The organism is Glaciecola sp. 33A (assembly GCF_002836745.1).
Classification (GTDB): Bacteria; Pseudomonadota; Gammaproteobacteria; order Enterobacterales; family Alteromonadaceae; genus Glaciecola.
In genome coordinates, this window is the sequence record NZ_PJAR01000040.1 from 186,170 (window position 1) to 211,510 (window position 25,341).

At 42.1% G+C, this 25,341-nt stretch carries 21 protein-coding genes and 5 tRNA genes; 10 read left to right on the forward strand and 16 right to left on the reverse strand.

Going from position 1 to position 25,341, the window contains the following annotated elements; all coding sequences use genetic code 11:
* Positions 1-53: 53 nt before the first annotated feature.
* From CXF81_RS11075 to xseA, 8 genes are all read right to left on the reverse strand, one after another.
* Positions 54-443 (reverse strand): Na+/H+ antiporter subunit G, encoded by a 390-nt coding sequence (locus CXF81_RS11075; protein ID WP_101181413.1) that lies wholly within the window; start codon positions 441-443, stop codon positions 54-56.
* 8 nt (positions 444-451) lie between these two features.
* Positions 452-721: a K+/H+ antiporter subunit F gene (locus CXF81_RS11080; protein ID WP_101181414.1), complete on the reverse strand. Its 270-nt coding sequence runs from the start codon at positions 719-721 to the stop codon at positions 452-454.
* Positions 715-1,227 carry a Na+/H+ antiporter subunit E gene (locus tag CXF81_RS11085; RefSeq protein ID WP_101181415.1) on the reverse strand — a complete coding sequence of 171 codons (513 nt, stop codon included), beginning with the start codon at positions 1,225-1,227 and terminating at the stop codon, positions 715-717. Before CXF81_RS11085 ends, CXF81_RS11080 begins: the two co-directional genes overlap by 7 nt.
* Complete coding sequence (locus tag CXF81_RS11090) at positions 1,224-2,750, reverse strand: monovalent cation/H+ antiporter subunit D (RefSeq protein WP_101181416.1); 1,527 nt, start codon at positions 2,748-2,750, stop codon at positions 1,224-1,226. The genes CXF81_RS11085 and CXF81_RS11090 overlap by 4 nt, the downstream gene beginning before the upstream one ends.
* Positions 2,747-3,112: a Na+/H+ antiporter subunit C gene (locus CXF81_RS11095; protein ID WP_101181417.1), complete on the reverse strand. Its 366-nt coding sequence runs from the start codon at positions 3,110-3,112 to the stop codon at positions 2,747-2,749. Before CXF81_RS11095 ends, CXF81_RS11090 begins: the two co-directional genes overlap by 4 nt.
* On the reverse strand, positions 3,112-5,901 hold the full coding sequence (locus CXF81_RS11100) for a monovalent cation/H+ antiporter subunit A (protein WP_101181418.1): 2,790 nt from the start codon (positions 5,899-5,901) through the stop codon (positions 3,112-3,114). Before CXF81_RS11100 ends, CXF81_RS11095 begins: the two co-directional genes overlap by 1 nt.
* A gap of 354 nt (positions 5,902-6,255) precedes the next feature.
* Positions 6,256-7,452 (reverse strand): hypothetical protein, encoded by a 1,197-nt coding sequence (locus CXF81_RS11105; protein WP_101181419.1) that lies wholly within the window; start codon positions 7,450-7,452, stop codon positions 6,256-6,258.
* Positions 7,453-7,652: 200 nt separating this feature from the next.
* Positions 7,653-9,008: an exodeoxyribonuclease VII large subunit gene (gene xseA / locus CXF81_RS11110; protein ID WP_101181420.1), complete on the reverse strand. Its 1,356-nt coding sequence runs from the start codon at positions 9,006-9,008 to the stop codon at positions 7,653-7,655.
* Between the two features lie 103 nt (positions 9,009-9,111).
* Here xseA and guaB point away from each other — a divergent pair, with 103 nt between their 5' ends.
* The 4 genes from guaB to CXF81_RS11130 all read left to right on the forward strand — a co-directional run bounded on the left by guaB (position 9,112) and on the right by CXF81_RS11130 (position 13,739).
* On the forward strand, positions 9,112-10,581 hold the full coding sequence (gene guaB, locus CXF81_RS11115) for an IMP dehydrogenase (RefSeq protein ID WP_101181421.1): 1,470 nt from the start codon (positions 9,112-9,114) through the stop codon (positions 10,579-10,581).
* An 83-nt stretch (positions 10,582-10,664) separates the two neighbouring features.
* Entirely contained in the window at positions 10,665-12,242 is a 1,578-nt protein-coding gene (gene guaA / locus CXF81_RS11120) for a glutamine-hydrolyzing GMP synthase (protein ID WP_101181422.1), read from the forward strand.
* Positions 12,243-12,378: 136 nt separating this feature from the next.
* Positions 12,379-12,591: a hypothetical protein gene (locus CXF81_RS11125; RefSeq protein ID WP_101181423.1), complete on the forward strand. Its 213-nt coding sequence runs from the start codon at positions 12,379-12,381 to the stop codon at positions 12,589-12,591.
* A gap of 419 nt (positions 12,592-13,010) precedes the next feature.
* On the forward strand, positions 13,011-13,739 hold the full coding sequence (locus CXF81_RS11130) for a transporter substrate-binding domain-containing protein (protein WP_101181424.1): 729 nt from the start codon (positions 13,011-13,013) through the stop codon (positions 13,737-13,739).
* Positions 13,740-13,862: 123 nt separating this feature from the next.
* Here CXF81_RS11130 and CXF81_RS20505 read toward each other — a convergent pair whose 3' ends face one another.
* The 8 genes from CXF81_RS20505 to folD all read right to left on the reverse strand — a co-directional run bounded on the left by CXF81_RS20505 (position 13,863) and on the right by folD (position 22,685).
* Complete coding sequence (locus tag CXF81_RS20505) at positions 13,863-15,845, reverse strand: serine protease (protein WP_101181425.1); 1,983 nt, start codon at positions 15,843-15,845, stop codon at positions 13,863-13,865.
* Between the two features lie 251 nt (positions 15,846-16,096).
* Entirely contained in the window at positions 16,097-16,663 is a 567-nt protein-coding gene (locus tag CXF81_RS11140) for an RNA methyltransferase (RefSeq protein WP_101181426.1), read from the reverse strand.
* A gap of 42 nt (positions 16,664-16,705) precedes the next feature.
* Positions 16,706-17,737, reverse strand: coding sequence for a phospholipase A (locus CXF81_RS11145; RefSeq protein WP_101181427.1), 1,032 nt, complete (start codon positions 17,735-17,737; stop codon positions 16,706-16,708).
* Between the two features lie 50 nt (positions 17,738-17,787).
* Positions 17,788-18,633, reverse strand: a complete 846-nt coding sequence (locus tag CXF81_RS11150) for an MBL fold metallo-hydrolase (protein WP_101181428.1) — start codon at positions 18,631-18,633, stop codon at positions 17,788-17,790.
* Positions 18,634-18,640: 7 nt separating this feature from the next.
* Positions 18,641-20,350 (reverse strand): proline--tRNA ligase, encoded by a 1,710-nt coding sequence (locus CXF81_RS11155; protein ID WP_101181429.1) that lies wholly within the window; start codon positions 20,348-20,350, stop codon positions 18,641-18,643.
* A 179-nt stretch (positions 20,351-20,529) separates the two neighbouring features.
* On the reverse strand, positions 20,530-21,264 hold the full coding sequence (gene tsaA / locus CXF81_RS11160; RefSeq protein WP_101181430.1) for a tRNA (N6-threonylcarbamoyladenosine(37)-N6)-methyltransferase TrmO: 735 nt from the start codon (positions 21,262-21,264) through the stop codon (positions 20,530-20,532).
* Complete coding sequence (locus CXF81_RS11165; protein ID WP_101181431.1) at positions 21,248-21,796, reverse strand: DUF1415 domain-containing protein; 549 nt, start codon at positions 21,794-21,796, stop codon at positions 21,248-21,250. Before CXF81_RS11165 ends, tsaA begins: the two co-directional genes overlap by 17 nt.
* 1 nt (position 21,797) lies before the next feature.
* Complete coding sequence (folD, locus tag CXF81_RS11170) at positions 21,798-22,685, reverse strand: bifunctional methylenetetrahydrofolate dehydrogenase/methenyltetrahydrofolate cyclohydrolase FolD (protein ID WP_101181432.1); 888 nt, start codon at positions 22,683-22,685, stop codon at positions 21,798-21,800.
* A gap of 200 nt (positions 22,686-22,885) precedes the next feature.
* On the opposite strand from folD, the gene CXF81_RS11175 reads away from it, so the two are divergent.
* The 6 genes from CXF81_RS11175 to tig all read left to right on the forward strand — a co-directional run bounded on the left by CXF81_RS11175 (position 22,886) and on the right by tig (position 25,326).
* Positions 22,886-22,962, forward strand: a tRNA-Pro gene (locus tag CXF81_RS11175).
* Between the two features lie 19 nt (positions 22,963-22,981).
* A tRNA-Arg gene (locus CXF81_RS11180) sits at positions 22,982-23,058 on the forward strand.
* A 36-nt stretch (positions 23,059-23,094) separates the two neighbouring features.
* Positions 23,095-23,170 (forward strand) — tRNA-His (locus tag CXF81_RS11185).
* A gap of 78 nt (positions 23,171-23,248) precedes the next feature.
* Positions 23,249-23,333: transfer RNA gene (locus CXF81_RS11190), tRNA-Leu, on the forward strand.
* Positions 23,334-23,368: 35 nt separating this feature from the next.
* Positions 23,369-23,445, forward strand: a tRNA-Pro gene (locus CXF81_RS11195).
* 576 nt (positions 23,446-24,021) lie between these two features.
* Positions 24,022-25,326 carry a trigger factor gene (tig, locus tag CXF81_RS11200; RefSeq protein WP_101181433.1) on the forward strand — a complete coding sequence of 435 codons (1,305 nt, stop codon included), beginning with the start codon at positions 24,022-24,024 and terminating at the stop codon, positions 25,324-25,326.
* The last annotated feature ends 15 nt before the right edge of the window (positions 25,327-25,341 follow it).

The window sequence follows — 25,341 nt, forward strand, 5'->3', positions numbered from 1 at the left end:
TTTAACGTTGCAGCCGTTGTGCACGTAGTCAGCATAAACTGCAAACTGCAGATCTAATCATCCTGATCTTGTTTTTTATTATCATTTTCAGGCGGTAACTGCATACGCGCCGTCTCAATAAGATGTTGATTACGGGTACGCTGCATGACCTTAACGCGGTGATGCATTGCTACCTTGGCTAGAATATGCGCCGTTACGGGGGCTGTGATCACTAAAAACAGCGTGATTAACAACTCGTTAATGCTAACGTATCCTTGCATGTGATACATGTACACAATTGAAGCTATAAGAATACAGCCCAGACCTACGGTTGTCGCTTTGGTCGGCGCATGTAAGCGCACGTAAAAGTCTTGCAGTCGTATGAGTCCTATGGAACCCACAAGCACAAAAAGGCCGCCTAAAATTAGGAACACAGATATAATTAGTTCAACGGTGAAACTCATACTTTCTCCTATTCGATGATATCGCCGCGCAATAAGTATTTGCCGAAAGCGACGCTACTAACAAATCCGAGCATGGCGATTAGCAACGCTGCTTCGAAATACAAGGGCGTTTGGTTGTAAATGCCGTACAGTAAAATGAGTGCAATACTGTTGATATACATGGTGTCGAGCGCCAAGATCCTGTCAACTACATGAGGTCCAACGATAAGACGCCATAGGTTAAGTATGAGCGCGATACACAGCATAACTGCGACCAAAACTACAGCAACATCTAACATCCAAAAATCTCCTTAACACGTGATTCATAGCGCTGTTTTATTAAATCGATGACTTCTTGCTCGTTGTCAGGCATGTCTAGTACGTGCACATATAGCCACTTTTTGTCTTTTGATATATCAGCACCCACCGTACCGGGTGTCATGGTTACCGTACTCACGAGCACGGTGATGGGTAAAATATCGACTAGGTCAATCGGTACTGCAACTAAACCGGGTTTAATCCTGCGCATCGGCCCTACAACTAAGATAGCCACCTCAAAATTGGCAACAACGATGTCTTTTAATACTAAAAAAACATAACTCACGACTTTAAACGGCCGCTTGATTCTTGGTTGGGGTATTCTTAAGGGGGCACACAAAACGGGGATAACAATTGCAAGCAAAGTACCAAGTAAAATGTGACCCAGACTGGTTGTCGAGTTGAGCATAAGCCACACAATCAACAGAAATAGGCTATGCAGGGGCATCGGTAATAAACGTGCGAACGCGCGTGAAAGTATGCTCATTGTATATCGCCCTCTAAATTCATTACCTCAATTAAGTACGGAATATCGTGTAGCTGGGCAGCTGCATTATTAGTATAGTCTATAATGCTAGCACCAAAAATAGCGAGTAAAGGTGAGGCGCCTAGCAACAAAAATGTTGCACACATCTGCCATTTAGAAACGCTTGGTGTTTCAGAGGCATCGCGACTAGGCGTGCATCGCCAAAACAGCGTTGTGCCTGCTCTGGATAATGCAATAATGGTGATTAGACTAGATATCAAAATAACTGACCAAACCCATATTTTCTGCTCTGTACCAGTGACAGCTTGTAAAATCACAAGTTTAGCTAAAAAACCTGAAAAAGGCGGTAACCCGGCCACAGCCATCGCTGCAACAACAAATAAAACACCTAATAATGCCTGCTGCTTTGTCTTGCGTGCAACGACAAAGTAATCTAAAGCTTTGCCACGTTGCTGGCCCAACATGTCAGCTATTAAAAACAAAGCGGCTGTGACTAGTGTGCTGTGAATAAGATAAAGCAAGCCCGCAGCCGTTGCCTCTGGCGTTCTTAATGCAAAGGCAATCAATAGTGTGCCCACAGATACAATCACGAGATTACCCGCCAGAGTTCGTAGGTTTTGGCTCGCAAGTGCGCCCACTGTGCCTGCAATTACGGTGAGTATGGCAAGCGGCCAAACCCATGGCTGGATCATATTGGCTAATTCACCGGCCTGCTCGCCAAAGATGACGGTATAAACACGAAATATGCAGTATACGCCCACCTTCGTCATAATGGCAAAAAGCGCCGCGACTGGCGCACTAGCAGCTGCATACGTTCGAGGCAGCCAAAAATGAAGGGGTAACATTGCTGCTTTTAAACCAAATACGATCAATAGCAAAGAACCACCCGCCTGAGCAATAAGCTGATTACTTTCGGATAATTGTGCAACGCGCTGAGACATGTCAGCAATATTTAGCGTGCCAGTAATTCCATAAAGCGTGCCCAGTGCAAACAAAAATAAACTAGAGCCTATCAAGTTTAAGATAACGTAGTGCACGTTTGCAGCCGTTTTTTGCTTACCTCCGCCGTGAATAAGTAGGGTGTAGGATGCGATAAGTAAAACTTCAAAAAACACAAAAAGATTAAATAAATCGTTGGTTAAAAATGCACCATATATACCCAGTAACTGGAACTGAACTAGCGGATGAAAGTATTTACCCTCGCGGTCGCTGCCGGCAAAGGAATACAAGGTAACGCCGAGGCCTAAAAAGCTAGTTAAGGCAACAAGCATAGCGGACAGTTGGTCTGCATATAAAATGATGCCAAAAGGCGGCTGCCAGTCGCCGACCGCATACATAATGGCACCGTTTTGAACCACCATTAGCATCAGAATGATTGAGCAGCCTATTTGTGCCAACATCAAACATAACGCGGCAACGCGCCTATATTGATACCTCTCAACACCCGCGAATGGCGGCAGCAACATCAACAAACCACCAACCAGGGGGATTAAAATAGGAAGGATTGCCAAATGAACCGTCATATTTTGTCCTTGTTTGGTTTTATAAATTTATCGCTATCAGGGGCTTCTCTACCATCGACAAAGTCATTGCCAAGGTCAGCGCGAGCGCGCATGGCCAAAATAACCACAAATGCAATCATTGCAAAGCCAATGACGATAGCCGTTAATGTCAGCGCTTGCGGAAGCGGGTCTGCATATGAATCAGACATACCTAAAATGGCGGCATCTTTAAGATTTAGCCTACCACTTGAAAACAAAAATAAATTAACCGCGTATGAAAGCATGGTTAAGCCAACCACGACAGAAAAGGTGCGTCCACGTAAACACAGAAAGACACCACAAAATGTCAATACACCCACACAAATTACGTATAAAGTTTCCATTATTCCTCCGAAGTTGGGCGGTGAGAAGAAGTAAGCTTACCTAAACTCGCTAATATAAGTAAGGTGGCACCTATCACCGTCAAATAAACGCCTAAATCGAATATCAGGGCACTCGCCAGCTCTATTTCGCCAATCAACGGGATATCAAAATAGTCAAACCAAGTTGTCATAAATGGACGATCGAAGAACCAACTACCGATGCCTGTTAGGGTTGCAATTAATATACCCAAGGCGATTAGAATTTGATAGTCGACTTTTAAGCGAGGCTTAACCCAATCAACACCATGCGCAATATATTGCTGAATTAGTGCCACAGCTGTTATTAAACCAGCAATGAAACCTCCCCCGGGCATATTATGGCCGCGCAGAAATATGTAAAAAGAAACTAAAAGCGCAAGGGGTAACAAGCTTTGAGATATTATGGCTAAAATAGGTGGGTGGCGGTCTTTTGACCACGCAAGACCATGCTCATTAGCAGATGGCATGGCGAGACGGACACGTGCAAGCAAGTTAAAAATACCCAGCGCTGCAATGCCTAAGACAAGAATTTCACCGAGCGTATCTAGCCCTCTAAAATCCACCAGAATTACGTTGACGGCATTAGTACCACCACCGCCCGTTTTACTGTTGGCCAAGAAAAATTCAGAGATACTGTCTAAAGGCTGAGTGATGAATGCATAATTAATAGTCGCCACCAAACCGCCCAACGCTGCGGCGATACCAACATCTCTTACGACTCGTGCAGGTGACGATTCAGACGGTGTTTTCTGCGGTAAAAAATACAGCGCTAACATCAATAAAATAACGGTTACAACCTCTACAGACAGTTGTGTTAAGGCTAGATCCGGTGCAGAAAAGCGAGCAAACGCGATCGACACAATAAGTCCTACCACCGAAATAGTAATAAGAGCGACCATACGTTTACGATGAAAAATGACAGTAGCGATGGCGCTTAAACATAAAATGATGGCTGCCGTGATTTCAACACCACTGACTGCTTGGTCAGGGGAATGCGTCGCGGCTGTATCAAGGTTAATCAGGGGAATTGCGGTAATCGCAATAGTCAACAACAGCAGCGCAGCAATGTACCGCTGCAAAGACCCATTATTTAAGCCATCGTGTGCGCTGGTTGCCGAGGCTACCAGTCGTTGTATCGCGCCTTCAAAAATAAGTTTTTCGTCTGATTCTTTGAATTGTGCTTGGAAACGATATAAATGACGTCGATACGCATACACCAATAACCCGCCACCAATGGCGATGACGCTCATTAATAACGGTAAGTTAAATCCATGCCAAATCGATAAGCTGTAGTAGGGAAGTTCACTCATCAGTACAGAAGATGCGGCGGCCTCAAGTAAACCGCCAATCATAAAGTTTGGGAATATTCCGATCAATAAGCATAATGCCACTAATATTTCGATAGGAACCTTCATGTAGCGTGGTGGCTCATGAGGTGTTTTCACTAAATCTTTGGGTTCACCATTAAAGAATACGTCGTGGATAAAACGCAACGAATAGGCAACGGCAAAAATAGCGGCAAGCGTCGCCAATACCGGGATCATCCAAGAAATAAAGCCTAAGGCCGATGAATGCAACGTTTCGGCGAGGAACATTTCTTTAGATAAAAATCCGTTAAGTAGCGGCACACCCGCCATTGATGCAGCGGCAACCATGGCAAGTGTTGCGGTGTAGGGCATAAAGTGCCAAAGACCACCCAGTTTACGCATGTCCCTGGTGCCGGATTCATGGTCAATAATACCCGCTGCCATAAATAGTGATGCTTTAAAAATAGCATGATTCATAATATGAAATAGAGCAGCCACGGCTGCCAGTTTCGTATCAAGCCCTAAAAGTAAGGTAATCAGACCAAGGTGACTTATGGTGGAATAAGCCAGTAAACCTTTCAGATCATGTTTAAACAGAGCTATGTAAGCGCCTAATAACAGAGTTATCAGACCTGTCATACTTACAATTAAAAACCACATTTCAGTGCCCGATAACACCGGATACATCCGCGCTAGTAAGAAAATACCCGCTTTAACCATCGTGGCGGAATGTAAATAGGCGCTAACGGGCGTAGGTGCGGCCATGGCGTGAGGTAACCAAAAGTGAAACGGAAATTGAGCCGATTTAGTGAAAGCACCAAGTAATATCAAGATAAGTGCGACGGGATAAAGCGCATGCTCTCTGATTAAATCACCACTCGCGAGTATGACACTTAACTCGTAGCTACCAACTATGTCTGACACCAGCAGCAAGCCAGCAAGTAACGCCAATCCACCAGCCCCTGTTACCGTAAGCGCCATTCGCGCTCCCTTACGCGATTCAGATTTTGACGACCAGAAGCTAATTAATAAAAACGAGCTGATGCTGGTAACTTCCCATGCCATCCACATCTGAAGTACGTTATTTGATAGCACGATGGATAGCATTGCTGTCATGAATAGAATTAAGTAGGAGAAAAATCGTCCAACCGCTTCTTTTTCAGATAGATAATATCTTGCGTACAAGATGATAAGTAAGCCTATACCTAGAATTAATAGAGCAAACATTAATGCAAGACCATCAAGTCGCATTGATAAAGTGAGTCCGATGGAAGGTATCCACTCTAGATATTCAGTAACAACCTCGCCGGCGAAGACTGCCGGCATCAAACTGATGATGTAAGCGAGCGCAATTGCCGGGGCCAACATGGTAAAAATAGTATTGACCGTACGTCCTAACCTTTCGGTCAGTAGCGGTATTAACACACCAATCAATAAGATTGCTGTTATCCAAAATAAGCTCATGGTTTCGCTATGCTCCAAGTTTCTATTTTACGCTGATTGACCATTTCGAAAAGTCCCATACAATAATCTAATTAGACCTATAAGATCCAGTATTTCTTACGATTTTTGTTGTTAGGAAGGAGGACGATGGTATATTGCTGTCTGAATATCGAGAAGGAATATAAAAGACAATATTTAGCTGGATTATTGCCTACTTCTATTGAGGTATTATTTCAAGTGGGAGTCCTAGTCAAAACTACAAAAAACGCCAAGTTACATTAATGAGATAAACAGTCGCATACTCAAAACCGACTACGATAAGTCGTATTCAAAGGCTAATTATATTAATAATTTACTATCCGAATAAAAACTAAGTCAAGGTGCAATAGATGTGTGCTTTGAACTACGTTGTCCAACATCAGTTTGACGTACTTGCTTCATCAGTGAAGACTCTGCAGGTACTATGATTGCATTAATAGCGTCGGCAATTAAATTATTTGTAATTCGGGCTGGGGCATTAATACTGAATTTAACTACCTTGTCACTCTTAACGTACAAATATTGAGTCGCATAAAGGGGATCTGAATCGGTTTTCAGTTGTGCTTCAAATGCAAACACTTGCGTGTCTCGTAAGCCGGTAATATTTTTTAATTCGTAGATATCTGACATTACAAGCGCGTCTTTGCCTAATGCTTGGCTTATTGCACGAATATCTTGCTGTTCAAGTTTCAATTCATTCTGACTCTGACTCTCTGCGGAGTCGTTAGTTTTCAATGGATAAACATAGACATCAAACACCGCAAGTTCAAAGTCATTGTGAATGTAACGCGATAGCATGCCCTTCATTGGGTCGTTGAAAAGATGTTGACGCGATAACGAAAAATCACCAATTTGATTAGGTACCTTAAGTTCATTTTTATAATCGCTGGCACCTAAAAATTGATATAGATATTCAGCACTAAATAGTTGCTTATCCGACGCGCTTTTAATCCACTGGCTGAATAGCTTTTTACTTGCTTTGGCCATACGTTGCTTTGTGTCGCCTATGTTTTTATCTAAAACCACCGTTAATTGGATATCGTCTAGGGTGATCCCTCGCCATTGCGCAGAAATCTCTAGCAGTAATTCTTCAACTAACGTGTTCCCTACACTATCTATTATTTTCGTACTACCGACCAATAGCTGGTATTCAGTGCCTTCTAATGACTTAATAACGTCCCCTGAAGTATCAGCTGCATGCAATGATGTCACTAAATCAGTTTGCGATAAAACGTTTAGATCACAAATTTTAGTCGACTTGGTTTGACACCAAGCCTGCAGTTCTTCGGTAACGTGGGCAGCATATATACTGATGTCAGTGCCGTTGGCTATACGCGTGTTCTGTTCTGAACTGTCAACATCTATCGAGTCTGCCGCATTTGCCGGGGACACCAGCAGCAAACAAAGCACCAAGCAATAAAAACAAATATCAAGAAATGACAACAATGCGAAACGTTTTTTGATGAAGGCGGCCTGTTCACGCACTTTCTGGTCATTGAATCGTTCGGCAAGAACCTCTGGCATACTCGGCATTTGTATCCCTTATTATTATATTTAATACGTTTGGTGTATGTTGACTGCCTAAGTATTTTACTGACATGAATAAGATTATTCATGTCTCTCGGGCTGTTTACTGGGAGAGGTTAACAGATAATTTCATAGATAAAAAGAAAATAAAGTGTAGGTAAATCAGATGCCTGAATAGACATCTGGTGTCGTAAATGTCGTTGCAGTTATTGCTGTTTTTGCGTGATTTCTTGAATTTTTGCAATAACACTACCATCGCTTATACGTGTTTCAATCACATCGCCTTTTTCCAGTTGGCTGACAGAACGCACCACCTTATTGTTTTTGAATGCAATGCTATAACCTCGTGACAACGTAGACAGTGGACTGACTGAATTTAGAATGTCGGCTATACGTTGCAATTGATAGCGTTTATCAGAAAGGTGCCGTTGTTGTATTGAGTTAAGTTTTTCGCTGACTTTTTGTAATTGTTGTTTTTTATCTTTAATCGTATTGATTGGCGATGCGTGTTGCAAGCGCAAGGTTGCGTTAGTGATTTTGCCTTGCGCGTCATTCAGTTTTGCATTGATTGCTTGTGACAAACGCATTGTTAGGTTATCAGTATGCTGATTAGCTTGTCTAATTTGAACGGCTGGGTGCACATTTGAAAGTCGCGACTCTATTAAATGTAATTTGTATTCAATGCGTTTTAAATGCTGCTGAAACACTTGCGACAAACGATGTTGCTGCTGTTGAATATGCCTTTCTAACTGACTTTTATCGGTGCTAACTAACTCAGCAGCGGCAGATGGTGTTGGCGCTCGCATATCTGCAACATAATCAGCAATGGTGACATCTACTTCGTGACCAACAGCTGACACAATAGGTAATCTCGATTTCGATATAGCATATGCTACTATTTCTTCATTGAACGCCCACAGGTCTTCTAACGAACCGCCCCCGCGGCCTACAATGAGTATATCAACTTCATCCCGTATATTAGCAATGTTAATTTGCTCTGCAATACTTTTGGCAGCTGTGGCACCTTGCACTAAGCTTGGGTAGATAACCACTTCAATGCTAGGGTTCCGGCGTTTCAATACATTCAATATGTCATGTATCGCTGCGCCTGTGGGTGAGGTGACCACTCCTAAACGCCTGACACTGATGGGCAATGCCTGTTTGGCCTCCATGGCAAATAAACCCTCTGCCGACAGTTTGGCTTTTAGCGCTTCATAGGCTTGTTTTAATTGTCCGAGTCCTTCCGGTTCCATATGCTCGCCAATTAGCTGATAGTCACCTCTAGCCTCGTATAAACTCAAGCTACCGCGAATAACTACCTTGTCACCGGCCTTTGGTGAGAATTTAACACCTCTATTTGCGCCTTTGAACATCGCTGTCTTAATTTGCGCTTTACTGTCTTTTAATGTGAAATACCAATGACCAGAGGACGCAGCCACAAAATTTGATAATTCACCAGACACCCACACTTGGCCTATTTCTGATTCTAAGACCTGTCTAGCAAGACGATTTAATCGAGTTACAGAGATAATACTGGGCTGTTTTGGTGGGGTAGAAAACATAATTCACTTTTTTATTCATTTGTATGCGAATTATAGTTTACCTAAATACAAAAAAACACTACAATTGCACCGCAATTAGCCACTGACCTAAGGTGTTGTTTGCATGTTACGAATTAGTAAAGAAGCGTTAACTTTCGATGACGTTTTGCTCGTCCCCGGTCATTCGACCGTTTTGCCCCATACTGTCGACTTAAAAACCCGCTTAACGCGAGGTGTGACGCTGAATATGCCACTCATTTCTGCTGCCATGGATACCGTCACCGAAGCACGTCTGGCGATTGCTTTGGCACAAGAAGGTGGAATTGGCTTTATTCATAAAAACATGACGGCTGAATGTCAGGCTGCTCATGTTCTGCAAGTGAAGAAGTATGAAAGTGGGGTTGTTTCTGACCCTGTCACGGTCAGTAAAGATGCAACTATCGGTGATACCAAAGCCTTGAGTAAACGACTCGGTTACTCCGGTTTTCCGGTTGTTGATGGAGAAAATAACTTAATTGGTTTGGTTACGGGCCGCGATTTACGTTTTGAAAATCGCCTCGATGAACCTATCAGCAAAGTGATGACGCCAAAAGAAAAACTAGTGACGGTAAAGGAGGATGCTAACCCCGATCTTGTTATGGACTTAATGCATGAGCATAGAATTGAAAAAATTCTGGTTGTCGATGACGCATTTAAGTTAACCGGTTTAATCACCGTTAAAGATTTCCAAAAAGCCAAAAGTAAACCTAACGCATGTAAAGACGCCAAAGGTCGCTTGCGAGTAGGTGCGGCTGTGAGTGTCGGTCCTGGTACTGACGAACGGATTAAATTATTAGTTGAAGCAGGCGTTGATGTATTGGTTATCGATACCTCACATGGTCATTCGCAGGGTGTTATTGATCGCGTGAAGAAAGTGCGTGCTGACTATCCTAATATTCAAATAATTGCGGGTAACGTTGCCACAGGCGAGGGCGCAAAAGCCCTCGCAGATGCGGGTGTCGATGCGGTAAAAGTTGGCATAGGCCCAGGTTCAATTTGTACTACTCGGATTGTCACTGGTTGTGGTGTTCCACAGATCACGGCAGTATCAGACGCGGTCGAAGCTCTCAAAGGCACAGGCATCCCTGTTATAGCTGATGGCGGTATTCGTTATTCAGGTGACATTGCAAAAGCAATTGCTGCTGGGGCTAGCTCAGTTATGGTTGGCAGCATGCTCGCCGGCACTGAAGAGGCTCCGGGTGAAGTTGAGCTGTATCAGGGTCGCTACTATAAGTCTTACCGTGGAATGGGTTCGATTGGTGCGATGAATCAAAGTCATGGTTCATCCGACCGTTATTTCCAAGATGGTAGTAACGCTGAAAAATTGGTTCCAGAGGGAATTGAAGGACGCGTTGCCTACAAAGGACCTATTTCTACCATTATTCACCAACAACTCGGGGGGTTGCGTTCAGCAATGGGATTAACCGGTTGTGCAAACATAGAAGAGCTACGTACTAAACCACAATTTGTGAAAGTGACTGCCGCTGGTATGGGCGAATCCCATGTACATGATGTGAGTATTACAAAAGAAGCTCCAAATTACCGTTTAGGATAAACCAACGACGTTTTCAAAGGGCTGGTGTCGGTCGTTGATCGAGATATATCAGCCCTTTTTCATTTTTATATTTAGGTAAAACAATGTCTGCAAACATACATAGTCAAAAAATCCTTATCCTTGATTTCGGATCTCAATACACTCAATTGATCGCAAGACGTATCCGCGAAATCGGCGTTTATTGTGAGCTTTGGGCATGGGATGTGACAGAAGACCAAATACGTAACTTTGAACCAGACGGTATTATTTTATCAGGCGGTCCAGAGTCTGTGACTGAAATGGGATCGCCACGTGCACCGCAATATGTTTTCAATGCAGGGGTGCCGGTATTGGGTATTTGCTATGGAATGCAAACCATGGCGCATCAGCTTGGTGGCAAGGTACTAGGTTCAGATGTGCGGGAATTTGGCTATGCGCAGGTTGAAGTGTTGTCAGGGGCAACAATTTTTGATGGCATCATGGATGAGACAAACCACAACGGTAATGCCTTATTAGATGTTTGGATGAGTCATGGTGACAAAGTAAGTAAAATACCAGACAGCTTTACAACTATTGCGCAAACACCCAGTTGTCCGCATGCAGCAATGGTTAACTTAAACAAGCAATTTTACGGTGTACAGTTTCACCCTGAAGTTACCCACACGAAACAAGGCTTAGAATTACTCAAAAGGTTTGCTTTTGATATTTGTAAACTCCACGCTTTGTGGACGCCAGCCTCTATTATTGAAGATGCAATTGAACGTATTAAAGAGAAAGTTGGCGACGACGAAGTCATTTTAGGCTTGTCGGGCGGCGTCGATTCATCAGTAACTGCAATGTTATTGCATCGTGCAATTGGCAAAAATCTCACCTGTGTATTTGTAGACAACGGCTTGCTTAGACTCCACGAAGGCGAGCAAGTCATGGATATGTTTGGTGACAAGTTCGGACTCAATATTATTAAAGTCGACGCTGAAGCTCGCTTCTTAGATGCACTTGCTGGTGTTGCAGAGCCCGAAGCTAAGCGTAAAGTGATTGGTGGCGAATTTGTTAAAGTATTTGATGAACAATCACATAAGCTAGACAATGCACTTTGGTTAGGTCAGGGCACTATTTATCCTGACGTGATTGAATCTGCAGGCTCTGCCACAGGTAAAGCGCACGTAATTAAATCGCATCATAACGTGGGTGGTTTGCCTGCCGACATGAAAATGGGCTTAGTTGAACCGCTACGTGAATTGTTCAAAGATGAAGTTCGTAAAATAGGCTTAGAGTTGGGTTTACCTTACGATATGTTATTTAGGCATCCCTTTCCAGGGCCAGGTTTAGGCGTGCGGATACTAGGCGAAGTCAAAAAAGAGTATTGCGACTTATTGCGCCGAGCGGATGCTATTTTTATTGAAGAATTGCATTCAGCTGACTTATATCAAAAAGTGAGTCAGGCATTTACTGTTTTTCTGCCGGTAAAATCGGTTGGTGTCATGGGTGACATGCGCAAATATGATTGGGTTGTGTCATTAAGAGCTGTTGAGACAATTGATTTCATGACAGCCCATTGGGCTCATCTGCCTTATGATTTTCTAGGTAAGGTGTCGAACCGTATTATTAATGAAGTCGATGGTATTTCTAGGGTTGTGTACGATATTTCGGGTAAACCACCAGCCACTATTGAATGGGAATAGATTATTTCTAATAGTAATTGAGTTTATTTAAGCGCGTTTAACCTCCCTTAACCTCACCTCACTTAACCCTTTTTCGAATTCTCTCGCGTTAGTTCAATGACAGCGTATAAATGTCATTGCAAACGGGAGAGTTCTTATGCCGACATTAAAAAGTAATACCACAGTAAATAGCCATGACCATTCTGCTATTACCGGCGCTAAAAACCAAGTTATCCACACATCTCTTCATTTAAATTCGTCAGTAGGCTTCAATGCCTTTTCAATCAATAGTGCAATTGGACGTTTAATAGGTATACCTAGGTTAGTTGCTGCTGTTGCTTTAGGTGGCGCAGTTAAGAGTAAACAATGACGGATGGACATTAGCAACTTGCCAAAACCAGTTAGTCCAAATTAGTGACGAACGACTGGATATGCTGAAAGACATGCAGAGAGTCGACATGGATTTGATTGTCGGCGATTCAGTGACTATTTTATTTACTATGGATGGACGAATTATACAAATAGTAAAATTGCCAGCGCCTTTAAGATGCTAGGGTTAAAAGAAGGATGTAAATTAGACGTTTAATAATGTTATTGATACACTTTACATAGCTTACATAGCTTACATAGCTTACATAGCTTACACAGCTTACACAGCTTACACAGCTTACACAGCTTACACAGCTTACATAGCTTACACAGCTTACATAGCCGCGTGAACTGATACTATTAACAACGTTGTCTTTAAACTAATGTGCATATAAATACATTACTTTGACGGAGAAAAATTTGGCGAAAAATATTATATTGGTAATACTAATGCTACTTTCCACTAAGTCGCTTTATGCCGAAGACGCGTTAACAATAAACGTTGGTGTGAGTGAGTTTAAGCCTTATAGCAGCATTGATCCAAACACTGGGCAATGCGTTGGAAGCGGTTTTGATCTCACTAGACAATTACTAGAGCCATATAATATAAAAATAAAGACGTCTTGTGCAGCTCCAGCCAGAATATACCGTTCATTGTCAAGTGGGACCGTTGACCTATCACTCAATATTAAGTCTACTTTGGCAATTCAAGATAAAGTGACGTTCACAACTATTCCATTTGACGCTCTTATTTTAAATTTCTACGCTAATTCTGACAACAGGAATGGTAACAATAAAATCGCTTCGATTAGAGGGTATGATTACAATGGATTCCGAGATAGTCTAAGCCAACAAGGGTTTGAATTTGTAGATGTAGCAAATGCGGAAGATGCTGTCCGACTATTTGCGAACAAAAGAACTGGCTATTTATTGTCATATGCGGCTCCATTTAAATATTATATTGAAAATGAAAAAAGCCAACTTGAGTTACTTATTCTGACTAATGCAATCACTGAGTTATTACTCGCGATCCCTACTCACTATGCGATTAGTAAAGCGTCTCCTCATCATGACGTCCTTGTAAACGTATTCAAAGAACTAGACAAGGCAACAACCGATCAGAAATATCATGTCGATGCATTTAAGTGAGCCAATCTCTTGAATCTAATGCTGAAGACGTGCCCTCTGGGTTAATCCGTACAAGCCTTATTATTCAAATATTCTGTTAAGAATTGCAGTCGGGTGACTAAGCACGTTGCGCCTAGCTGTATACTAATGAAGGCCATTAATAAAAGCGTCACACGCACTCGTAAACTCAGCTAATTCAACTTCAGATTGCAATGTACAGGTTGCCAGATAACCCCGATCATCATTCTTTTTACCGACTAATTTTGGGCTCTTATCGTTGGCACCTAAATTCATGTACTTATTAATAGTTTTACCTTCGTTGATGAGTTCGAAGTTATAAGGTGAAGTGCCTGTGGTAAATTTTTGCCAAAAGTCGCTATAGCTGTCAGAGGCATTATTTTTTAGATCATATAGTTTGGATATTGAATAAACCCCATCTTCATATATGTTTGGTCTGAAGCTTATGTAACCGACGACTAGTTTATCTGTATTCTCAGGTGAAATTTCAACAGCAACGTAAAAGTTACTGTCTTCAGATAACTTCATCTTCTTCATGGTGCCTGAAAATGCACCAACATCAAATTCCACCCTATCCTCGGATACCTCTAATTTTGCATCTTGTAAAAATGTCGGGATCATTTCTTTTGGTAATTGCAGAAATTCTTTCCACTCGCCTAATTTTGCCGTATACGAAAGCATTATTCTGTGAAGATTTACTCTATAATTCTTTTTTTGCATCTCTAGCGAACTTGTCGGGGCTGAAATAAAGTCACAAACAATGCCTTGAGGCATTGGTAAACAATAAATCATTATGCCCCGGTCAGTATATTGATCATGCCAAGCAGCGACTTGCCAGAGCCTACCATAATTATCTGTATAATTATCTTCATAAACTGGCTCACCATAGGACATAATGTAGACTGGAGTAGCCGCAATCGTCATATTCCATTTTATTGATGTCAGAAAGGTATCTAAAATGTTTTTCTTATTTTTAATGAATGCTTGTAAACCAATGTCGGCTGGTTTCTCCATGAAGAATTGATAGCCTCCTATCATTTTGTCACTTGATGAAAACCACATGGATTGTTTATTATCAATTTTGACTTCTTTTTGTTCACCAGGCTCGAAAAGAAGCCATTCACCATTACCATTGATATCAATAATTGAAAAGTTTTCGCTATTAGATTGATTCATCAAATATTTTTGAATATTTTCGTGCTTAGGAAAAATATCGGTTGCATACTTTGCAACAAACGCTGTCCTGCCTGATTCGAATCTGTCGTAGAAACTTTTTTCGGCGATTTTTCTTAAAGCCATTATGTCTGCGGGGAGGTCGGCTTGGAAATTCCATGAGTATATCAATGTTTTAGTGGATTCAACTTCACCCATCTGGCTTTCGAAAAATTCAGCTCGCTCAGATGAAAATGCCATGAACTCTTTGATCGGAAAAGCATAATTTAAATTTTCACTGCTGGACTTCATGGTCACGATACCAACAACTTCACCGGCGAGGTTGAGCAAGGGACCACCGCTGTTTCCGGGTGATGCTGCAGCTGAAAAGCGAATGTTTTTCCATTCGCCGTCAATAGGTTCATAAGTAAAAGAGGTTAGGGTGCCTTTTCTAAATATGACGCCTTCGCCATGTGCATTGCCCGCGGCATATATCACATCGCCTTCTTCATAAGCGTCAGCTATCTTAAACTCATGATATGCAGAGGTATCCCCAGCAACTGAAAACTGAATTAGGTCGCGGTAGTTTGAATACTTTTCAACATTGGTGATTTTGAAAATATTGCCTTTACTGTCACGCACAGCGAAATTGTCGGATAGCTGAGACTTGTAACCGATATTGAATACATGAGCGGCTGATACAAAGGTGTTGTCTTGGAGCAGAAATGCGGTCCCTAAACTGTGGTATTTATCATTTCTCAAATGAAATGGGATAAGCTTGTGCGGAAATTCTTCTTTGTAAACTGTATTATCTTCGAGCTTTAACGTCACAACTTCAAAGATGCCATTCTTATATTTTTTTATTTGAGAAGATGAGTACTCCTCTTTTGCAACTGCGGCAAAAGAAAAAGAGATAACTAAAGCTAAACTGATCAATAGATTCGATATGTTTCGCATTGACTGTCCTTACGACTTATAAAACTTGAAAATCATCCTGCCAACGTCCTTGACCTTGCGGATATAAATACGGCTCAGTAGACTCCCTTTGCATTGGTCAGCTAAGTCCGAAATACCAGTGTACCTCCTGTTAGACTATTTTACTCTTCAATTTTTTGGGTACTGAATTTAATCAGTGATCGTGTCCAAGATGCAGTGCCAGTATATCCGCCATCAACATTAGTGACCAAACAGTGTGAATATATTGGGTTCTATAAAGCTAAGCCATTGTTGTTATCACGACTGTTTTTAATTAGTTCATTACTTGCGGCGTAGTCACTTTTAGCCATACGGTCATATAACACCACGTTAGCTGTGGCTGCTAAGTTCATGCTGTTGCGAGTAGGAATATAAACAACATGATCGCAGGCAGCAACGATGTGTTCAGGCACCGACGCGTCTTCGGGTCCAAAGATATAAAATGCACTTACCGGATGCACAAATTCGGGAAGTGGAATAGCGCCCTCGACCAACTCAATAACCACTTTGCTAGCACCCTTTGGAGCGATGGTTAATAGGTCATCAACACCGATGGTAGGAATAATATGTCGCATCCGTTTAGTGTCAGCATTAAAGTCTTTAGCGTAGCCAAATCGCTGTCCTGTGTAGAAAACAGCACTGGCACCATAGCACCCGCAAGCACGCAGAATAGAAGCGACATTTGCAGCCGACTTGGGGTTTACCAAGCCTATGCTCACTAAGCCATGTCCGGCCCAGCGTTTAAACTCGGTCTTGGGTTGTTGTGGATTGACGGTATCAACACTGTTTATATATTTCATAAGTAATTTAATTGTCTTTGTAACGCGATGGAGATTAGTTAACTAAAATAATTTCAATTGAATGCCGAAGCCAATTCGCTGTTGGTGTCTGTTGTAATCGATCAATGAGTCACCATAGCCGTTAAAGTATTGCAGCAGCCAATCATATCTATCGTTGATAGGGTAGGTCAGGTTAAGTTCTATACTGCCGCGGTTTTTATTGAACGACAGGTTATTACTTACCTTTGCGAGTAAATTCAATTTACCCATGTTAAAGCCGAATCCAAACTCGGTGCGGCCGATAAAGTCGCTAATATCTGGATTGTCATCGCCAGTTGGATCCAGCTCAAATGTTTTTTGGTCTTCAGGCAATCGATACCAGGTTTTTAAGTAATAAAGTGAATTAACATCACTAAAAATGGCTGTTGCGTAAATGCGATTCCAACTTCTAGATTTTAAACCGCTTTGCCCATTTGATTGATGATTTAAACCAACGTTAAATTGATTAAATCGATAGCCGAACAAATCCCAGTCAGTTTGCCATTGATAATATACTTCAGGTTCGTAGTTGTTTTCTCGAAACGGTTTTGATGTTTCATCGTTGAATACTTGCCAAAATGATACCAGCGTCATACCAAAGAAAACGCCACTTGCATCATCATCCATCAAGAGCAAGGGCATGTTCACACTTATCTGATACTTCGCCTCAAAGTTGTCAATATTCTCATCAGTTAGACCATTAACACTGATCGGATTAGGCGATTTCACATGGGTAATAGGTAGTAGATAATTTTGTCGATATTGCGAAATAGAGAATGGATTTACGTTAGACTCTTTAACACTTTTTTCGCGTTTATCTAAGATTGATTGAGTTGTTCGAATATCATCATTAGCTTCTTCAACCACTTTCTTAACCGATTTAATTAAGGCTGATTCTACAATCGGTGGCGGTGTTGCTTGCCCTGGGGGCGCTGTCTTCTGCGCGGGTGGCGTTTCTTCTTGTGCTTGTGTTGGATGATCTTGGGCGGATGCTGAGCTTGAATAAACGAGCGCAAGAGCCCAAAAAGCGAGGAGGCATGCATTGACTGTTTTCAAACCGATTCCTGTGTGCGGTATTATTTATGCAGATGATACACTGTAAGCGTTTAAAATTCGACTATTTGACCTTCACGAGCGCCAAAACAGATCAGATCCATTTCACCTACTTCTATTATCATTTTGCAATGCGCAATTATTTCGTCGATGTCATCATCAGTGCGCTCTGGGTCGTGGCTATAAAGCGCGAGCTGTTTGACTTCACAAGCCATTGCTAGTTTTACTGCTTCTTCGGCGACACTGTGTCCCCAACCTGATTTTGCGGGCATATCAGACACTAAATATTGAGCGTCATGGATTAAAATATCAGCCCCTTTTGCAAACATAACGAAATCTAAAAAGTCAGTTTGTTTACGATAGGGAGGATAGAGTTCATTGTCAGTGATGTAAGCAATTTTATGACCATTTTCTTTAATGGTATAGCAACTACCTCCGCCGGGATGGTTCATTTTTAACCTACTCACTAGGCCATTGCTTATGTACCATTTATCGTCATTTTCTTGCACAGGACGAGGTATCACTTGTATCGAAGCAGCGAGATCATTTTTGTGCACCGGAAAATACGAACCTGTCATTTGATCTAGAACCGCTTCGGGTTCCTTTAAGTCAGTTAAACCCGGAGTAATCAGTATTTGGCGATTAGGTTGATAAATAGGAATGAAAAAAGGAAACCCCTGAATATGATCCCAGTGGTTATGGCTCAACAAGATATACACTGGTGTTTTTTTAGCAGCTAACCTTTTGCCAAGTTCACGTATGCCGGTGCCCGCATCTAACACAATGTCGGTGCCATCATCAAGCTCGACATGCACACATGCGGTGTTACCACCGTAGCGCACGAATTCGGCGCCGGGTGTTGGTGTAGAGCCGCGAACTCCACAAAAAGTGATCTTCATAAGTGCTTTAGCCTAAATTTTTGATGTACTCAAGAAGGTTATCAACCTCTAACAAGGTTTTTTCACCTGATTGTCTATTCTTTATTTCAATTTGTTGATTATCTAGATTACGCTCGCCAATTACAACGCTGTAAGGTATGCCAATTAATTCCATATCATTAAACATAACACCTGGACGCTCTTTTCTGTCATCAAATAATACGTCGATGCCGGCGTCACATAAGTCTTTATAGAGTTTTTCTGCGACTTCTTTGACGAGCGCAGATTTATGCATATTCATTGGAATGATCACGACACTAAAAGGAGCAATGCTCTGGGGCCAAATAATCCCAAACTTATCATTATGTTGCTCAATGGCTGCAGCTACAATACGCGTAATGCCGATACCATAACAGCCCATTTGCAGTAAATCATGCTTGCCCGTTTCGGTCAGCACACCGCAATTCATGGCTTTAGAATATTTATCACCGAGCTGAAAGATATGTCCAACTTCAATGCCTTTGGTAATGGTTAACGTGCCTTTGCCATCGGGTGACGGGTCACCAACTACAACGTCACGAATATCCGCAACTGCGTAGGTCTTCACATCTCTTTGCCAATTTGCACCAGTGAAATGCTGCGCTTCTGTATTAGCACCGCAGATGAAATCCGCGACTGTTTCTGCACTACGGTCAACAATCACCGGTATTGAGAGTTCAACGGGGCCCAAAGAACCAAAACCACAGCCTAGTTTTGCTTTTACGGTGGCTTCGTTCGCCATTTGCAGTGGAGATGCTACAAGGGCTAATTTTTCGGCTTTAACTGTATTTAAGTTGTGATCGCCGCGCAACACTAGAGCGACAAATTCGTGCTCAGATTTTTCGTCCGCTTTTACAATTAACGTTTTGACAGTTTGTTTTACGTCGCACTCAAGTAGGGTTGCGATCGCTTGAATGGTTTTTGCATCAGGTGTGTCAACAAGGGTGAGATGTGCACAACCTTCTTTGGCCTCGCCTAATGCTATTGCTTCGGCTAATTCGACGTTAGCTGCGTAGTCAGAGGCGTCGCTGTAAGCTATATCATCTTCACCAGAGTCGGCGAGCACATGAAATTCATGTGAAACAGCGCCGCCGATTGAACCTGAATCGGCAATGACCGGACGATAAGATAAGCCAATTCGTTCAAAAATATTGCAGTATGCTTGATGCATTTGCTGGTAAGTTTGATCTAAACTTTGGGCGTCAATATGAAAAGAATATGCATCTTTCATAATGAACTCCCTGCTGCGCATAATGCCGAATCTAGGGCGTACTTCGTCGCGAAATTTAGTTTGAATTTGATACAAATTTAACGGTAACTGTTTGTAGCTGCTAATGTCGTTTTTGACCAAACTAGTAACCACTTCTTCGTGCGTAGGGCCAAGCACGAAATCTCTATTGTGACGGTCTTTTATGCGCAATAATTCAGGACCATAGTCGTCCCAACGACCAGACTCCACCCATAAATCACCGGGCTGGACTACGGGCATCGATATTTCGATAGCACCGGCTTTATTCATTTCGTCTCTCACAATGGCAGCGACTTTATTTAGCACTCTTAATCCAGTCGGTAGCCACGTATATAAGCCTGATGCAAGTTTGCGAACCATTCCTGCGCGCAGCATAAGTTGGTGACTAATGACTTCAGCTTCAGCTGGTGTTTCTTTTTGAGTAGCAAGTAAATATTGTGAGGTGCGCATGGTGTTTCGGTGACCTTGAAGTTCGTCTAACGATGTCAGAGGCTAAAATAAATTTAATAGGCAAGTTTAGCAGTGGTCAGAGTGGCAACAAAGGATAAAATGCATAAACCGTTTATTTATTTCAATTTTTCTCTTTTGCGGGTTAAGTTATGCTGTTGAACGAGTCAGTTCAGTAACCGTCAGTGAATTTCAATATCGAGAACATAGTTTATTGTGTCGCGTACCTGCCATTTTATATCGAAATTATGCAGCAGTACGGAATATATTTTGTCGTCCTTAGTCGCGCTTTTGTATGCTGGGCGAGGATCTTGTTCTAGGATGTTGTTTAGCAGTGCTTGCAACTCAGGATACGCAGAGGCTAAGGTATTAAGTTGTAAAGAGGCAAGTTTTGAATACTCAACGTGCATCTTTTGTTTGGGAGCAAACTCAGCAAATCCAGAAATCGCATGATTAACACTGTCTGCATAATGCACATACGGTTTAATATCGATAATAGGCGTTTGATCAAGTAAATCAATCCCCTCTACTACCAGATTGTTGTGCTCATTAAGGCCACCGTTTTTGACTACAGACAAACCGATAGGATTGGGTCGAAAGGTGCTTCTAGTTGCAAAAACACCCACTTTCTCATTACCGCCTAAACGTGGAGGGCGAACAGTATCTTTCCAAATGCCTTGTCTATTTCCATGAAAAATAAAGCTTATCCACAAGTGTGAAAACGCGTCTAAGCCTCGGCATGCGTTAGTTGGGTTTATATCAGGGGAAAATTGGATTGTGCCCGTCGCTACACTTATCGCTTGAGATTGTCGAGGTATACCAAACTTCTGTTTAAATGGAGTTGAAATAACACCTATCGAACGAAATTCAAAGGTATTTATGCTTTTCTCACCCACATTGTTATTTGAGTAGGTCATGCGGGATAAGTAATTTTTGAAAAAATGCTTTACCTAATTGTTCTGCATGTTTTACGTTGCGAACCGGAATGTTTTCAGGGTTTGGGAAGTTTTCCAATGCGGCCTCCAAGCTTTCTTCGCGAATAATATGCAACATTGGAAAAGGAGAGCGGTTAGTGTAATGACTCGTCGCATCGATCGGTGCATCGGCAAATATATAGTCGGGGTGAAATGTAGCTAGCTGAAAAACGCCTTCATATTGCTCTTGTCTTAAAAGTCGATTAGCGAGGTCGACTAAATCCAAATAATCGAAGAAATCTTTGCTGCCTTGGGCGATGATAAGTAACGTTGTTTCGATGTCGCTATTGTTTTCCAACAGCTGCATTTCATCCAATAAAGTCTGCAATATTAATGCGTTGTCGGTTTCTTCAGTCGAAATAGCGCGAATGCGACCATTTTCGCGTTCCCTGCGTGCAAAGGGACAAAAGTTTTCACCAATAATGACTTTATCAACCCAAAGTAATGTTTGTTCAACTGCGGCGTCAGTCGTCATGTTACTTTTCACTCAACGGTAAATGTTTCGCAGTATGGCTGTGGAACTTAACGTAAGCCTCAAGCGTATTTTCAATTAAGCTAGCCACTGTCATGGGCCCAACGCCGCCGGGTACAGGTGTGATCCAGTCAGCACGCTCTTTAGCGACTTCAAAATCAACATCACCGGTTAATTTGCCGTTTTCTAATCGATTGATACCCACATCAATAACGATGGCGCCTTCTTTAATCCATTCACCAGGGATAAAATGTGGCTTACCTACTGCGACCACCAGCAAATCAGCGCGCATTACATGTTCTTTTAGCCGTTTAGTAAATTTATGGCATGTTGTTACGGTGCAACCAGCGAGCAAAAGTTCCAAGCCCATAGGACGGCCAACAATATTGGATGCGCCAACAATGACTGCATCTAACCCTTTCACTGGTCGCTTTGTTGCTTCAATCATAGTCATGATACCTTTGGGGGTGCAGGGCCTAAGGGCTGGCATGCGCTGTGCTAAACGGCCAATATTGTATGGATGAAAACCATCAACGTCTTTGTGCGGGTGAATGCGCTCTAGTACTTTTTCTGCATGTAAACCAGCAGGTAGGGGCAACTGCACTAATATTCCATCGATTGTGCCATCAACATTTAGTTCATCAATTAGAGCGAGTAGCTCTTCCTCAGAGATATCAGCTGGCAGGCTAAATGATTTAGAAACGAAACCGACTTCTTCACAAGCTTTGGTTTTATTGCTCACATACACTTTGGATGCTTCGTTGATGCCCACCAGAATGACGGCTAAGCCGGGCATTCTGCGATCCGCTTCTTTTAGCGTATCAACATAGGCATGTACATTATCTCTAACGTGTTTGGCAATTTTTTTGCCGTCTATTAAATGAGCAGTCATAGAAGATTCTTTTGTCGCAATATTTTAATGTGCGTAGTGTAATAAAATCGGCTATTAAAATATACTCTTAAAGAAACGATGTGATTGCTTTTTGAGTAACTGAAGAAAAACTCAAATACATTGTAAAAAGTGTTTGACGATACAAAGGCAAATCGGTAATATGCGCCCCCCGTAGAGGTAGTGAACTACTTATGCGGATTCGGTGAGTGGCGCAGCTTGGTAGCGCACCTGGTTTGGGTCCAGGGGGTCGTAGGTTCGAATCCTATCTCACCGACCATTTACTTTAGATTCGACGGGGTTCCATAGCTCAGCTGGATAGAGCAACGGCTTTCTAAGCCGTGGGTCGAAGGTTCGAATCCTTCTGGGACCACCATGCGAATCGACGTACGTGGTGTGAGTGAAAACAGTGGTGGGCGTAGCTCAGTTGGTAGAGCTCTGGATTGTGATTCCAGCGGTCGTGGGTTCAAACCCCATCGTCCACCCCACTTTTTTTGCATCGAGTGACGTTGTTTATTTAATTAGCAATATCGAGCTTAGTGCATCCCTTGGCAGGGAATAGTTTTGCGGGAGTGGTGGAATTGGTAGACACGCTGGATTTAGGTTCCAGTGCTTCACGGCGTGAGAGTTCAAGTCTCTCCTTCCGCACCATATTATGTGTTCGGCACATACAAAGAGTAAAATGTCGGTGAGTGGCGCAGCTTGGTAGCGCACCTGGTTTGGGTCCAGGGGGTCGTAGGTTCGAATCCTATCTCACCGACCATCTTGTCAGAAAGCCGCAGCACTCCTGGGTCACCACATAAAAAATTCCAAAATTCTAAAATTCTAAAATTCTAAAATTCCAAAATTCCAAAAACACTAAAACGTGCTAGTTCAACGTTCCAAATTTAAAAATTGCAGTCTGTAAACGTAATCAATACTTGATAATGATCAGATCAATGCTCAACTAATTTCATGTATTCATTCAGATTGGCCATTTAGTTATTAAATGGCTTTGTATTAAACTTACCTAAGATATTTAATCGCTTTGCGTATGCAGCACTAAAATTGAGCGGGTGTCAGGGCGATGCCGGAATCCAACCGAAGTCGGAATCCGACCCCCTGCTTTCGACTAAATAATCAGCCTATTTTTGTAGCCATGGCGGGGACATAGCAATTAATTTACATTTATTACCCGTAATCACTCGACTCTGCGGTATCGTCTCTGTATAATTCCGCGTCCATTTTTAAACTCATGTGGCTTAGTTTGATTAATCCACATTCGACAACACCATGGCATTAGTCATATTAGCGTGTTGATTCATGTAAAGCGCTTAGAGGCGCAAGTTGAGGTAGAACAATGCAAGTGTCAGTCGAGACGACTCAAGGTTTAGAACGCCGTCTTACTATTACCGTTTCTGCAGATTCTGTAGATACCGCTGTTAAAGGACGTTTACAACAATTAGCAAAAACACAACGTATTAACGGTTTTCGCCCAGGTAAAGTTCCAGTAAGCGTCATTAAGAAGCGTTTCGGTCAGGCAGTTCGTCAAGAAGTTGCTGGTGATGTTATGCAGCGTAATTTCTACGAAGCAATAATGAAAGAGAAAATCACGCCAGCAGGCATGCCTACTTTTGATTTAACTAAAGATGTTGATGGTCAAGACTTAGAGTTTGTTGCTACTTTTGAAGTTTATCCAGAAGTGAAAGTGACCGGTCTTGACAAAATTAACGTCGAGAAGCCAGTAGTTGAAATCACAGACAAAGACTTAGACACTATGATGAAAACGTTGCAAACACAGCATGCATCATGGAAAGAAGTAAAACGCAAAGCTAAGAAAGACGACAAAGTAACGATTAACTTTGTTGGCACAATTGATGGTGAAGAGTTCGACGGCGGTAAAGCCGAAGATTTCCCATTGGAACTTGGTAAAAGTCGCATGATCCCTGGTTTCGAAAAGCCACTAGTTGGCGCTAAAACAGGTGATGAAATTGTTTCTGAAGTGACTTTCCCTGACGATTATCATGCTGAAGCTCTGAAAGGTAAAAATGCCTCTTTTGCTATTACAGTAACGAAAGTTGAAGGCTTAGATTTACCCAAAGTAGATGATGAATTTTCTAAATTGTTTGGTGTCGAAGAGGGCGGTGTCGAAGCGCTTAAAGCTGAAGTTAAGAAAAATATGCAGCGCGAACTAGACCAAACGTTAAAAGCAACCGTAAAAGAAAATGTGATCGTTGGTTTGTTAGAGAATAATCAACTAGATTTACCAAAATCACTTGTCGATCAAGAAATCGACGCATTGCGTCAGCAAGCAAAGCAACGTTTTGAGCAACAGGGTAAAGGTGGTGAGGTTCCTGAGTTACCAGCAGACTTGTTCTTAGAAAATGCGAAGCGTCGCGTCAGCATTGGTTTGTTACTTGGCGAAGTGATTAAAGACAATAAACTAGAGGCAGATGAAGCTAAAGTTACTCAATTAATTGAGACTGCAGCGTCTGCATACGAAGACCCGAAAGAAGTGGTCGAGTATTACCAGTCGAATACTGAGTTAAAGCAACAAATGCAGAACCTTGCATTAGAAGAACAAGCAATTGAAGCTATTCTTGAAAAAGCAAAAGTGAAAGAAGTTAAGAAAGCTTTTGACGAAATCATGAACAAAAACGCCTAAATTGTTCTTCAACAA

Excerpts from the sequence above, each read along its gene's own strand:
- CXF81_RS11075 (WP_101181413.1), bottom strand. The coding sequence starts at position 443 with ATGAGTTTCACCGTTGAACTAATTATATCTGTGTTCCTAATTTTAGGC.
- CXF81_RS11080 (WP_101181414.1), bottom strand. The coding sequence starts at position 721 with ATGTTAGATGTTGCTGTAGTTTTGGTCGCAGTTATGCTGTGTATCGCG.
- CXF81_RS11085 (WP_101181415.1), bottom strand. The coding sequence starts at position 1,227 with ATGAGCATACTTTCACGCGCGTTCGCACGTTTATTACCGATGCCCCTG.
- CXF81_RS11090 (WP_101181416.1), bottom strand. The coding sequence starts at position 2,750 with ATGACGGTTCATTTGGCAATCCTTCCTATTTTAATCCCCCTGGTTGGT.
- CXF81_RS11095 (WP_101181417.1), bottom strand. The coding sequence starts at position 3,112 with ATGGAAACTTTATACGTAATTTGTGTGGGTGTATTGACATTTTGTGGT.
- CXF81_RS11100 (WP_101181418.1), bottom strand. The coding sequence starts at position 5,901 with ATGAGCTTATTTTGGATAACAGCAATCTTATTGATTGGTGTGTTAATA.
- CXF81_RS11105 (WP_101181419.1), bottom strand. The coding sequence starts at position 7,452 with ATGCCGAGTATGCCAGAGGTTCTTGCCGAACGATTCAATGACCAGAAA.
- xseA (WP_101181420.1), bottom strand. The coding sequence starts at position 9,008 with ATGTTTTCTACCCCACCAAAACAGCCCAGTATTATCTCTGTAACTCGA.
- guaB (WP_101181421.1), top strand. The coding sequence starts at position 9,112 with ATGTTACGAATTAGTAAAGAAGCGTTAACTTTCGATGACGTTTTGCTC.
- guaA (WP_101181422.1), top strand. The coding sequence starts at position 10,665 with ATGTCTGCAAACATACATAGTCAAAAAATCCTTATCCTTGATTTCGGA.
- CXF81_RS11125 (WP_101181423.1), top strand. The coding sequence starts at position 12,379 with ATGCCGACATTAAAAAGTAATACCACAGTAAATAGCCATGACCATTCT.
- CXF81_RS20505 (WP_101181425.1), bottom strand. The coding sequence starts at position 15,845 with ATGCGAAACATATCGAATCTATTGATCAGTTTAGCTTTAGTTATCTCT.
- CXF81_RS11140 (WP_101181426.1), bottom strand. The coding sequence starts at position 16,663 with ATGAAATATATAAACAGTGTTGATACCGTCAATCCACAACAACCCAAG.
- CXF81_RS11150 (WP_101181428.1), bottom strand. The coding sequence starts at position 18,633 with ATGAAGATCACTTTTTGTGGAGTTCGCGGCTCTACACCAACACCCGGC.
- CXF81_RS11155 (WP_101181429.1), bottom strand. The coding sequence starts at position 20,350 with ATGCGCACCTCACAATATTTACTTGCTACTCAAAAAGAAACACCAGCT.
- tsaA (WP_101181430.1), bottom strand. The coding sequence starts at position 21,264 with ATGACCTACTCAAATAACAATGTGGGTGAGAAAAGCATAAATACCTTT.
- CXF81_RS11165 (WP_101181431.1), bottom strand. The coding sequence starts at position 21,796 with ATGACGACTGACGCCGCAGTTGAACAAACATTACTTTGGGTTGATAAA.
- folD (WP_101181432.1), bottom strand. The coding sequence starts at position 22,685 with ATGACTGCTCATTTAATAGACGGCAAAAAAATTGCCAAACACGTTAGA.
- tig (WP_101181433.1), top strand. The coding sequence starts at position 24,022 with ATGCAAGTGTCAGTCGAGACGACTCAAGGTTTAGAACGCCGTCTTACT.